Origin of the sequence: Flavobacterium sp. LC2016-01, from assembly GCF_009711135.1 — a bacterium.
GTDB lineage: Bacteria > Bacteroidota > Bacteroidia > Flavobacteriales > Flavobacteriaceae > Flavobacterium.
The window spans coordinates 1-12,663 of record NZ_WMIC01000016.1 but is presented as its reverse complement, the minus strand read 5'-3'; the positions used below and the strand labels follow the sequence as shown (position 1 = coordinate 12,663).

Annotated in this window: 10 protein-coding genes; all 10 read left to right on the top strand. The window is 31.8% G+C overall.

What is annotated here, in order from left to right:
- Nucleotides 1-13: 13 nt before the first annotated feature.
- Complete coding sequence (locus GKZ88_RS22135; RefSeq protein WP_155104478.1) at nt 14-5,770, top strand: VWA domain-containing protein; 5,757 nt, start codon at nt 14-16, stop codon at nt 5,768-5,770.
- A gap of 86 nt (nt 5,771-5,856) precedes the next feature.
- A complete protein-coding gene (locus GKZ88_RS22130) occupies nt 5,857-7,002 on the top strand; it encodes a hypothetical protein (protein ID WP_155104477.1) in 1,146 nt (381 codons plus the stop codon).
- 24 nt (nt 7,003-7,026) lie between these two features.
- Complete coding sequence (locus GKZ88_RS22570) at nt 7,027-7,398, top strand: tail fiber assembly protein (RefSeq protein ID WP_230392578.1); 372 nt, start codon at nt 7,027-7,029, stop codon at nt 7,396-7,398.
- Nucleotides 7,399-7,468: 70 nt separating this feature from the next.
- Nucleotides 7,469-8,335, top strand: coding sequence for a DUF5977 domain-containing protein (locus GKZ88_RS22120; RefSeq protein WP_155104476.1), 867 nt, complete (start codon nt 7,469-7,471; stop codon nt 8,333-8,335).
- A gap of 4 nt (nt 8,336-8,339) precedes the next feature.
- Entirely contained in the window at nt 8,340-9,485 is a 1,146-nt protein-coding gene (locus GKZ88_RS22115) for a DUF5977 domain-containing protein (RefSeq protein ID WP_155104475.1), read from the top strand.
- A gap of 322 nt (nt 9,486-9,807) precedes the next feature.
- Nucleotides 9,808-11,253 (top strand): hypothetical protein, encoded by a 1,446-nt coding sequence (locus GKZ88_RS22110; protein ID WP_155104474.1) that lies wholly within the window; start codon nt 9,808-9,810, stop codon nt 11,251-11,253.
- A gap of 258 nt (nt 11,254-11,511) precedes the next feature.
- Nucleotides 11,512-11,748: a hypothetical protein gene (locus tag GKZ88_RS22105; protein ID WP_155104473.1), complete on the top strand. Its 237-nt coding sequence runs from the start codon at nt 11,512-11,514 to the stop codon at nt 11,746-11,748.
- The gene (locus GKZ88_RS22100) at nt 11,724-11,903 is read left to right on the top strand and encodes a hypothetical protein (RefSeq protein WP_155104472.1); all 180 of its coding nucleotides are present in this window, start codon (nt 11,724-11,726) and stop codon (nt 11,901-11,903) included. Before GKZ88_RS22105 ends, GKZ88_RS22100 begins: the two co-directional genes overlap by 25 nt.
- Entirely contained in the window at nt 11,893-12,240 is a 348-nt protein-coding gene (locus GKZ88_RS22095) for a BspA family leucine-rich repeat surface protein (RefSeq protein WP_347343909.1), read from the top strand. The genes GKZ88_RS22100 and GKZ88_RS22095 overlap by 11 nt, the downstream gene beginning before the upstream one ends.
- 93 nt (nt 12,241-12,333) lie before the next feature.
- A partial coding sequence (locus tag GKZ88_RS22090; protein WP_155104471.1) for a hypothetical protein occupies nt 12,334-12,663 on the top strand: 330 nt, incomplete at its 3' end.

Genomic DNA, 12,663 nt, shown 5'->3' with positions numbered 1-12,663 from the left:
AAACAAGAAAAAAATGAGTTCTATAAATCTTCAGGAAAGCCAACTCTCTGGCTGCGAAAAATATATAGCAATCGTTGTTGACGAATCGGGTTCGATTAACACCAATGAAGCGCAGCAAATTAGAGATGGGCTGACTTCATTTATCAATTCTCAGGCTCAAAGCAACATCACACTTTCATTAATCGGAATGTCTAACAGCGATACTGCTGTTAGATCCGATAATGTTATCCAGAAAAAAATTGCAGATAATCAGCAGGATTTTTTAAACTGGATTAATTTGTTTGGTAACGGAAGAGCCTATATTCAATCTGATTATTGGGCATCTGGTTTAAATACTGCTAAGAATCTGGCAGTTACTCCTGACATTGTTTTTGTTATAACAGATGGCCTTCAGGTAAACAACTCTGAATTATTAAAAGATTTGTTTTCTGATTTAAATCTAAAATCTCAGGTTTTTGTTTATGGCGTTACAAGTGAAATCGACAACGCAAACGAGTTAACAACTCCGCTAAATACTTTTTTGGGCAGAACGCCAAGATTAAAAGACAGCAGAACTTCAGCACTGGAATCTGATTATATCAGAGTTCCTGATTTCAGTACTTTAGGAACCGAATTAAACAAGCTTATCACTGATTTGTCTACTGCACAAACAGGCTGTATTCCAAATGTAAGTATCATTAAAAATAAAATTGTTTATCCAGTTTTAAAGAAGGGGATAAAAGTAAAACTGGAAGCCGGAAGTTTAGTTCTTCAAAACAAAAGCCGTGTTGCTCTTACTCTGAGCTCAGGAACAAGAATTCATTCTGAAAGCAGTCTAAATGGTTTAATTTTTAAACTTCAAAATGCTGTTACAATTCCTGGATCGACACAAATTGAAGCTGCAATTCAAATTGAAGGAAAGCCTGTAAGTCAAGGAAATTCTTCGTCTGAAATCTTTTTAAGCAACGTTAAAAATCCTTTCGGGTTCAGTATTGATTTTAATGTTGGTAAAGAATCAGCTGTAATTGACATTGATTCGTTAAAAACAAATCTGCAATCTACTTATTTACAAATTGCAGCAGCAGGATCGAGAGGCGTTGATAGTACAAAAGGAATTCATCTTCGCTGGATGCTTGCTGGAAAATTAGGCGAAAAACATTTTCCAAAAGGAGATTTATACACTGGTACTGCTTCTAATTTTAATAAGCCAGACGACTTCGTAAAAATTTACAGAGCTCCTTATATCAAAAAAACTCATGTTTTAGATTTAAGTACAAAACCAAATGTTGTTGATAATCAAAAAGGGTTATGGGTTTATAAACCAGCCAATTCAGCGAGATCAATTTATGTTACTTTTCATAATATAACAAAATATAAATCGGTTAAACTTACTATAGATCCGCTGGTTAATCCTGCTAACTTTATTCAGGCTTACGGAAATAATTTGATCGAAATTGAAAATAAATCTGAATTATTTTTTGCTGCTGAATTAAACTTTTTGCCCGTAGACTCTTTAAGAAATGTAAGATTAGAAACTTTATCTGTCGCTGAAAATAGTTTTATCGCAGCAAAAAGAGTATCGAATCGTCAAACGTATTCTTCATCTCAAACAGACAATATTCGTTTAGTTGCTGAAAACGGAAGAAGTATTCGATTTAAAGCGAATAATTGTCTTTTAAATTCAATAAGTTTTGAATTTTATTCAGATTTCATCACCCAGGCAAATACAAACGGAGACTGGACTTTAAAAGGAAAATATGCCCTAAGCGATAATGACACTATAGTTTTTGAACAATTAGAACCAAAACTAAATGCCGTTCACGGAAAATGGTTAAAATATAATGATGACGACTATGTAAATATTGCTAATTATAAAAATAAATGGAATAGACCAACTATAAAAAGTAATAAAGGAGACAAAAACATTAAACAAATTGTCAGTAAATATCTTGCATTAAGTACTGATCCAAATAATCCAACTGCTTCAGAAATAATCAATTTTGGAGATCTTGATGCTGAAAAAACTCCAACAGAAGAACAATTGACCGATGAAAGATTCACACAAATATCTTATCTGGATCTCTTAAACATTGCTGCAAATGATTATCATATTGCGCGTATGTTAGGCTTGGGATACATTGATATAGATGACGAAGTTCTATCTGGAGAATTTGTTTATCTAACAGAATATACGACTTTGGGTGATTTGGATGGCACTGGAGCAAATGAAAGACAACATCTTTCGATGAGTATTCCAACATCTTTAAATACAGAACGTCAGCCTCTTCCTGTACAATTAAATAAAATTGTTCCAGGTTTAAACATGGATTCAGATGAAAGTCAGACTGCAAAAATTACAGATCTGGAAGGATACAGTTTTGATGGAAAGAAAAGATATGTAAGTTTATTTATGGACGATGTCATGGATTATGACATTAGTAAAGACTATAGAGATTTCTTTAAATCTACAGTAGAATATGACGGAAGCACCTTTACATTTCCTTTATACGTAGGTGTTGATTATAAAGTTAAAGAACTTCATGACAATTGGGTAAAACCTGAATTATCCCATGATTTAGAATATCGCAATATCAATAAAGATTTTGAGGAATTAAATTATGAATCTGTTCCAATTATTATTCCTGAATCTGGAAAATCAATTTTAAATATTCGCCAAGAAGAACCTGGTCCAAAAACCTATATCTATCAGGGATATGGTATTAATATTTTCTCAAGAGCAACAGCAGGAAGGCAAATCAGTATTGAATCAGATATTAAACCGGCAAACCATTTAATACCGCCAAGTAATATCAACTCACTTTTAATTACAGAAGAGAATCCGCTAATGTTTACTTCAGCTTCTGAACAAATTCTTCTTAACAAGATTACAGGAAATGACAAAACATTAATTCGAATTTTGTTTGACTACTACTCAGCCCAGGAGTTGATAAGCTATACTGTCCCAAAAGAAATGTCTGCTGAAGAAGCAGAAGAAAATACAAACAGCATTTATCCCGACAGTGAAGAAATATTTGCAGATCATTTTAGATTGTATTACAAAGACGGACTCCCAGATGTAGAATATGCATCGATTGAAAGCATAGATGACAATACTTCGGATAGCCTTACTTCTATAATTAAAATAAAAGAATATAAAATTCTTAGCAGTGGTCAAGAAGTAAAAATCGCATTAACAGAAGACAATAAAGAAAAATACGATGGAGGAATCCTGACGATTGAAGATCAAAACTATGTTGTTAAAAATATTGAAGTTTTCACCAAAGAAGTAGATGCTGACATTGTGTTTGATTATGCACTGATTGAAGTTCTAAAAAAAGAAGTAAGTGACAGTATTCATGCAAATGGAGATGCTACAATAGATTCTGATCAAATAAAGTCTATTAAAATACCTGAAAACAAATTATGTACTCTGGTACAAAACATGCAGACGGTTTCTAACTGGCATGAGCCCGAAATTGATTTTAAAGTCAAATATCCTGATAATTTAAAAAGTATTCATAGAGAAGTTATTCAGCCCGAAAGTGAAAACACAAGCGATCTAAAATTAGAAAAAACTCGAGGAATTTGGGAATCTGCCTTAATTGAAAGGGTTTTGGAAGACTCTTATGAAATGGATCAAAATGGAAAATATAAATTAGATGAAAAAGAAAATCTTATTCCGTTACAAGTTCAGAAACATTTAGGGCTATATAAAATCACTTTTCCTGATTTTAATTTATCTCAACATTCTCAGTTTAGTTCAGAAAACAAAAATTTAGTTGAATGGTCTAATGGTATTGTTCGTTTATTTAGAAAAAGCGCAGTTAAAGATGGAAATTCTCTTCCTGTAAAATCACGAAAAGAATTTAAAGTTGTAAGAACTGAGAACATTGGAGGTTCTGGAAATTTAATTCTATACATTAATGATACCGATTTCAAATTAGAAAATTATGCAGAACAAACAATCTCTGACAACTATGATGAAATTATCGTAGGTGAACAAAAAGTAAATTATTATCCTAGCTATAAAGTATATCTATATGCAGATTCTGCTTCTGGAATTACTTCGGCAAATATTCAGCCAAGAGCAAATGAAAGTACTCACTATTCTATTTTTGGGGTAAGCACGCATGCAGTTCAGCCAACATTCGAATACAAATCTAAAATTAGTATTCCTAGCCCAATGTATGCTGTTAAAATTGAAAAACCAATTAGACCGGAAAAGATTACAGGAAGTAGCTTATATGCAACAAGGCCAGATTTTTATAACCGTTCGACTTTCACTTTTACCACGAAATACAATAAGGATCGTAAACCGTATGGTGCATTACATTACAGAGCCAATGAAGAAGATTTCCTAAATCTTTTGTATGAAAGAGAAACTATAAACACAATTCGTGAAGAATTAAAAAAACTTGGAGGAAATGATGAAGTTAATTTTAGAAAAAGATGGGAAAACTTTTTAAACTTTAATGAACTTGAAACAGATGGTCATTATAAAATCTTCCCAGAAGATGATGCTGAAACAGGCTTCGGTTTTCCATTACCTGATAATAACGATTTTATAAAACTAATTAACGATTTTATTGGATGGCATAATGATTCCCTACCTGGCACAATAGAAGATGAAGAAAAAATCACATCTATATCCGCATTAAATCAAGTTATAATCTCTAAAGGAATTGAAAATCCTGTTTTAGCTGTTCATTTTATTGAACAAGCGATTCAGTCTGCTTTTGTTCCTTTAACAGAAGTACCTGTAATTTATGAATATATTAAAGGTCCGGAATATACTCCAACTAATAAAAAACAAACTATTAAAGATAAAAATGGTCATGTCTTAAAGCCAACCGATACAGATTTTGATATTGCACCAATGATGAAAATCGTAAGTGAAACTGAAAATATAACACAGTTTACCGATTTTAATTTGGATGGAAATTCACAGAGTATTTATTTCTATGCTGTTCGCGAAATGGATATTAAAATGAATTTCAGTGAATTCAGTGATCTTTTAGGGCCTGTAAAATTAGTTTCTTCAAACCCTCCTAAAGCACCGGAAATAAAAAGAATTATGCCAATTCATGAGAATCTTGTATTAGGAATTAAACCTTCTGTTCAAATTGAATTAAATGCGTATCAGTCAGAATACAAAATTAGAAAAATCAACATTTACCGTGCGACTTCAATGCAGGACGCTCAATCGATAAGAACAATGACGCTCGCTAAAGAAGTATTAATTAGCGAAGATACTTTATCGAATGAATTTGATAACGTCTGGACTGTTTATGATGAATTCGAAGATTTGGAATTTGTTCCTTTTGCTGATGGCCTTTTTTACCGAGTTACAGTTTCAAAAGAAATTGAATATGCAGATCCAAGTTCGACTGAAATAAATCTGGTTACCAATATTGATTATGCACCTTCGCAACCATCTAAAATTACAGCTACAGTAATCGCAGATGCTATTTCGCCTGAATCTCCAGTATTACAAGCTTCAGGAAATGAAAATGGAGAAATCTTAAAACCAGTAATTTTTAATTGGGAAAAAACAGTTCACAACGGTAAATATCATTTGTATAAAATGAACAACCAAGGAAACTGGGAAAAAATTCATGAGAAGACATCTAATGAAGTTAATATGAATTTATCGCTGCAGGAAACTAAACTGACAACAGATGAATTAGTTATTAAAAATGAAGAAGGCGAAAGAATCTATCATCACTTCAAAATGATTTCTGAAAACTCTTCAGGCATGTATAGCAGTGAAGAAAAAATATTAACTCTTTAAAACAGTAAATACCAATGATTAAACTCATTGGTATTTAACTCAGCTTCATCAATCAAAATTTATATCAAGAAATAAAATTAAACAACATGGTAACAAGCAGAATTAACATTGGCAGTAAATTCCAAGATGGAGATATTCCATCACAAAATGACTTCGTAGAGATTTTTAATAGTTTCGTTCACAAAGATGAAGATAAAGCCGATTTTCAAATGGTCGAAACCGGTACATCCAACGAACATTATATTACTCCAGCACTTTTAAGAACTGTCTTTCAAAATTCAGGAATCATTTCAGGAAATTGTTATTCTCCTTACAAAGAATATCAAGATAATTTTACAGGGTCATCAATAGAATTAGAATATTCTCCTGTCGAAAACAGCGTTAAAGTTTTTAAAAACGGACAATTATTAGAAGAGAATGAAGATTATGAATTAAATGCTAATACAGCGGTAATCATTTTTTCAGGAGAAATTATCGATCGAAATATTGAAATAAATTATTGGTATCAGAATATGAATCCAGAATTACAAGATTCTGATTCAATGTATGGAAAATCATCCATTCCATTTAAAGAAAATTTTAATGCAGATGATTTTAGCAGTGATACTATTACGTTGCAAAATAAACCTCTAAAATACAGTTTAAAAATTTACAAAAATGGACAATTACTTAGAGAAGATAAAGACTATTCAATACTTAACGGCACTAATGTCATTACATTTCCTGAAACAATTAGCAATCGAAATATTGAAGTAGATTATTGGTTTGCTAGTTCAATATCAATGGCTGATCAGCACTTAAGTTCAAAATATGTTGATTTAGCTACTGATCAAAACATCGCTGGAAATAAAAATTTTACTGGTTCAATTGAAAGCAAAAGTTTCATTAAAACTGGCGGCACTTCTAATCAATATCTAATGGCTGACGGCTCAGTATCTACAACTACTGCATCTGATTATGACGCCGGGCACTCGCCTTTTTCTATACCTCTAACTGGCGGCTATCAAAAATTCAGCAACGGATTAATCCTGCAATGGGCCTATTTAATGAATGGTTCTGCCAATTACAGTTTTCCTGTTAGCTGGCCTAAAGGACCGTGCAGTGTTGTTGTATCTACTTACAGAGATTCATCTGGAAGCAGAGGTTATAATCATGTTTATAATGTTACAAATACATCATACAATGCAGTTATTGACGGCAGTTACGGATACATGTTTGCAATTGGATATTAATAATAAAACTTAAAAAAAAAGCTTATGTACAAAGGAACATATAACGAAAACGGAGAATATACAGGTTTTTATGTTGACGGAATTCATGAAAATATTCCACAGCCAAATATTGAATTAACTGAAGAAGAATGGCAACAGGCATTATCAAAAAATTACAAAGTAATTAATAACAAACACACCCACTCGCCTTTTATTCAAAGCAAAAATAATATTCTGGAGAATTTAAAAATAGAAAGAAATCTACTGCTAACCGAAAGCGACTGGACCCAATTAAATGATTCTCCCCTTACAGAAGATAAAAAAACGGAATGGAAAAATTACAGACAAGCATTGAGAGATTTAACTGATCTTAATGATTTAACATCTATTGTCTGGCCAACAAAACCATCTTATTAAATAATTATCTAATATTTTGATGATTTTAAAAAACAAAAAGACAACATTATTACTTACTAAAACATAATGTATGGAAGAAAACATAATATATAAGCCTTTTTCTTATTTGGACAATAATACTCCCGTAGAAGGCTCTGAAGTTTATTATAATACAGAAAAAAAACTAACACTTAAAAAGAATGATTGTACTACAGGAACAACTGGAAATCCAGTTACGCTAACTGCAGACGCTAACAAATTTGTATCTCATGTAAGTATTGCTGATGCAAATGAACAAGCCGAAGCTTGGCTAAATGCAAATGCTCAGGCCTATTCTAACAACATTGGAACTTGCGGTGTTAGGAATACAGCATGGCGAGGAATTAGACCTTTTTGTGTATTAGAGCCACCTATGGCATTACAAGCTTTCGATTATATGGTGATCAAGTACAAATGGGCTTTAGGCGCTGGTAATGACTTAGATACCTTTACCGGCTTCGTAAATACAGGTATTACTAATTTAGACAATAAATGGGTGGGTTTTGGACAAGAGAGCGAACTCCCTCATAATGTCAATGCAGCTGCACAAGACGCTTTCATAATGTGGGGTGGCGATATGACTGATATAACAGGCACCGAAACTTGTATGGTAAATTTCAAAAAAGTGAAAGAAGCTTACTCTAATTTAAATGATATTCAAGTAAGAATGGCCGGAGTGTGGTGGAATTCTAAAAATACCGGAAATATTGATGTCGAAATTACCACCTTTCTTGGTGGCACAATGACTAAAGTAGGTAAAGACATCATTAATGACGATGGAGAGCAAATTCAACAATTGAACTTTTCAAAAAATATTTCTGTAGAAGGAAAAAGTCTGTCAATAAATGATGTTACAAACATTGGTTACATTCATTATTCTAATAATCTTTCAACAGCAAATGTTGTAATAACTTATTAAAAACATGGGAAACACAGGATATAAATCTTTTACTTTTTTAGAAAAATATTATATAGATGATAATACTCCAACTGGAGAAACAAAACCAAATGCAGCAACAGATCCAGATTACATTGCACCCGCTTTAGATATAACAAGCTGTCCTCCTTCTAGTAGATATTATAATACTCAACAATCTAAAACCGTTACTAAAAACAATTGCGAAACTGGATATTCAGGCAGTGATGTTACTCTTATTGCTTATGAAAATCAATTTGTTTCAAATATGAGTATAACAGATGCAAATAATCAAGCTTTAGCCTGGTTAGAAAATAATGCTCAAATATATGCTAATAACATTGGGGTTTGCGAAATTGTAGACGATTCAAATTCGCCAAATCCTCCTATTCTCTCTAGCAACCTTTCGGCTGAAGGAACAATCATTAATTTATCATGGACAATACCTTATGATAATGTTGGAGTTACTGAATATAATTTATATAGAAAAGTTGGTTTGAATGGTGATTGGGCACTTTATATTCCTATTAGTCATGGAGACAAAACATCATTTTCTGATAATGCATTAGAGCCTCAGACTATTTATTATTACAGAATGACAGCAAGAGATGCGGCAGAAAACTGGTCAAATTTCAGTAACGAAACATCACAGATAACTGCAGAAAGTGGTCCATTTTGTTTTGTCGAAGGAACCTTAATTACATTAGCTGACGGAACTCAAAAACCTATCGAATCCTTAGAACTAAATCAATCATTGCTTTCTGCAGAAATTGAAACATTAAATGATACAAACGATGTGACAAAATTGTATAAATGGTCTTGTAATTATTTATCCGAAAACAGAATTACATCCCCTATCACCAAAATCAACGTTTTAACTGCTGATAAAACAATAATAATTAATAATGGATTATTAGAAGCTACTCCAAGTCACTCTCAATTGATTCAAAGAGATGGAGTTTGGAAGTTTGTTCCATTAAGTGATGTAATTGTTGGTGACATTTTATATAATGCTGAACGTGAACCTGTTCCAATTACTTCTGTTTTTATTAATTCTGAGAAAAGGAAAATCTACCCGCTTACTTTAAGTCCATCTCATACTTATTTCGCTAATGGAATTTTGACCCATAACGTCAAACCTGTTGATGTATAACAATCTTCTTTTTTTGAAATATGTTAAGATTATTCTAATAATAATGACTGTTCAATAAAAACATTCTTAAAAATAAAATTATAGGAATTTGGGTTGTTTACAATTAAACAACCCAAATTTCAATTACCAAAAAAAGTAAAAAACTGTTGACTTAAGTAGTTACAATAATCATTATGCAGATTCCAATACTTCAGTTATTTATTCTTTGGCAAATTAAAAACCAATAGAAAAGTTTAAAAGACAGAATGACTTTTGTCGATTACTGAGAATTATAACATATACAGAATATATTCTGAAATAAATTTTTAAATAGAAAAAGTAAATGAGCACAAATCACAACAGAATAAAAGTCTCAGATCTAGAGACGAATCAACGAAATAAAATTTTAACCACCAACTCAACTGGAGAATTAGAATTCAGTGACTTAAATGAAATCAAAATTGATAGTTACAACGGACTAGATTATGCACAAGAAGGTAAATCTCTTGATGCAAGACAGGGTAAGGCTTTAAAAAATTTAGTAGATAATAAAGTTGATAAAGTTTCTGGAGAACGACTAATAACCGCTGCAGAAATCAATAAACTTTCAGAATTATCAAATATTACTACTACTGTAAAAACAATAGTATCAACAGTTTTAGCAACTCAAAATGCAGCAGGATTTGTAACTTATATAAATGCTTTAAATCCAGTTCTTGTTGTTGGCCCCAATGAGATTATAAAATTCACAACCAGCGATACAGGTCGAACATTTGAATTGAACTTAAGAGGCCGTTCCTTTGGTATCGGCCAGCCTGCCATAACAACTGCTAATGTTATTGAAACTACTGAATTTTTAAATAAAGATTTAAAATTGAGTAATTATCCTTCAACACGCAATGATGGGCAGTCTCCAACTAATAAATTTTTGGGTACAGATGCGAATGGGAATTTGAAAATGTATACTATTCCTTCATTTCCTGCTCCATATTTGAACACCTTAATCGCCGACAGCACATTACCTTTAAATACAGGTAAAGTTATTTTAAAAGGTGCTTTCTTTACTCCCACAATGACAGTTACAATAACTGGGCAAACGGTAAATTATACTACTTTTATTAATGATAATGAGGTGCACGTTAATGTGACTACTGGAGCCACTGAAGGAAGTTTTGATGTTACTTTGAATAATGGATTAACTTCTCTTTTTCCTCAAAAAATGTTAGTTGTCTTAGGTAATGTTTACAATTATTCACCAAGTGATTTTCCTTCCTTAACTACCGCAATTTCGTCAGTCGATTCTAATTTAATTGTTTCAAATGTATCAGTTGTAAATCAGGCAATATCATCTAAGGAAATTGATGTAACAAAAAATTGGAGATTTTCCTTTTATGCTAGTGTTTCTCCTTACTATGGGAATCTTATCAATAATCAAGTTCCAAATACTGGTGTAGATGCTTTTATGAATTTATGTTTTTTAGATGTTACAAATAATGCATTACAAATGCGTCATGTTTTTGTCAGTAATTCAACTTCTTACTTAGAGGCTGGTGCGTACACTCCATCAAATACATTCTTATTTTTAAGTTCAGCTTTTCCAGAATTTTGGAATACACACGTAATTATTGAGTATCGTTACAACGTTTCAACTCGAATATTATCCAGTTATGTAAATGGTGTAATTAAAGCAAGTGCAACGTTGACAATACCATTCACGAATAATCTAAAAATACGATTTCGAACAAAGATGTTAGACATTTTTAATATTAAATACGTGGAAACAGCCTAATAATAAATTATAAGTGCAAAAATAGCTATTGAATATGACTTAGAGAAGTTTCAAACAATGGGTAATATGAGTACTGACATTAGCTTTGACTGTTTGTAATTTTTATATGCGCAGGAGCCAGATTACAGCATTAAAGGTTGAAAGGTTTCAAAATCACATTATTATAAAAGTGGACGTGAGGCAGCTCGTATAGTTTATGAAAAAATTATTGGTGATTTTACATTCGCCGGAACGACACACGATAATGTTTTTCTTGGCATGGGTAAATCAATTCACGATTATGATTTGGCGGGTGAAATCGCATATACAAAAAAGTTACAACCTTATTATTTCAGTTTACAACCTGTTTTTGTTGGAGACGGAACTGAAACAATTAGTGGTTTTTCAAGTCAAAAACAGCGCAAAATTTTAAAAGAGGAATGTTATGCTGCTGATGAATGGCTAAACGCCAAAATCCAAATTTGTATGCAATGCTCTATGCGAAATATGGTGTAATATATCAAGCTTCTTTGCGAACAGGATATAAAGATGAATTGATAAACGCTTTCGATTCTGAGACTGATCCTGCAATCCTGCCCGTTTTTAATAATCAGGTTTTTGATATGGAACCTTCGACAGTAAAGGAACTTATAATTTTAAATCTTCAATAATGCTTTTTTTACTATCAATTTTGGAAGTTGGAATACTGCAAATGCTACCCTTATAGCATCTATGTTTTCTGGGGCTACAGCATTTAATCAAAATATTGGAAATTGGAATATCAGCAATGTTGCTTCTTTTGTCTATTTTATGGCATCAAAAACCAATTTTAATTATTCCGCTACAAATTTAGATGCAATATATAACGGCTGGAGCGCATTACCAATTCTACAACCTTCAATCGATATTTCATTTGGTTCAATAAAAAGAACAACAGCGTCTACAACATCAAAAACAATCTTAACGTCAGTTCCTAATAACTGGATAATAAGCGATGGAGAAATATAAATCAAATTTCAAATCTACCATACAAAAAAAATTAAAAATTGATCTTCAACTAACTGCAATATTTCTTTTTAAATAAAGATTAAAAAATATAAGATGAACACAAATCACAATAGAATAAAAGTCTCTGATTTAGAGACGAATCAACCAAATAAAATTTTAACCACCAACTCAACTGGAGAATTAGAATTCAGCGAATTAGATGAAATTAAAATTGATAGTTATAATGCATTAGATTATACGCAAGAAGGAAAATCTCTTGATGCAAGACAGGGTAAGGTTTTAAAAAATTTAGTAGATAATAAAGTTGATAAAGTTTCTGGAGAACGATTAATAACCGCTACTGAAATCAATAAACTTTCAGAATTATCAAATATTACTACTACTGTAAAAACAATAGTATCAACAGTTTTAGCAACTCAAAAT

Excerpts from the sequence above, each read along its gene's own strand:
- GKZ88_RS22120 (WP_155104476.1), top strand. The coding sequence starts at position 7,469 with ATGGAAGAAAACATAATATATAAGCCTTTTTCTTATTTGGACAATAAT.
- GKZ88_RS22105 (WP_155104473.1), top strand. The coding sequence starts at position 11,512 with ATGGGTAAATCAATTCACGATTATGATTTGGCGGGTGAAATCGCATAT.
- GKZ88_RS22570 (WP_230392578.1), top strand. The coding sequence starts at position 7,027 with ATGTACAAAGGAACATATAACGAAAACGGAGAATATACAGGTTTTTAT.
- GKZ88_RS22115 (WP_155104475.1), top strand. The coding sequence starts at position 8,340 with ATGGGAAACACAGGATATAAATCTTTTACTTTTTTAGAAAAATATTAT.
- GKZ88_RS22135 (WP_155104478.1), top strand. The coding sequence starts at position 14 with ATGAGTTCTATAAATCTTCAGGAAAGCCAACTCTCTGGCTGCGAAAAA.
- GKZ88_RS22100 (WP_155104472.1), top strand. The coding sequence starts at position 11,724 with ATGCTCTATGCGAAATATGGTGTAATATATCAAGCTTCTTTGCGAACA.
- GKZ88_RS22130 (WP_155104477.1), top strand. The coding sequence starts at position 5,857 with ATGGTAACAAGCAGAATTAACATTGGCAGTAAATTCCAAGATGGAGAT.
- GKZ88_RS22110 (WP_155104474.1), top strand. The coding sequence starts at position 9,808 with ATGAGCACAAATCACAACAGAATAAAAGTCTCAGATCTAGAGACGAAT.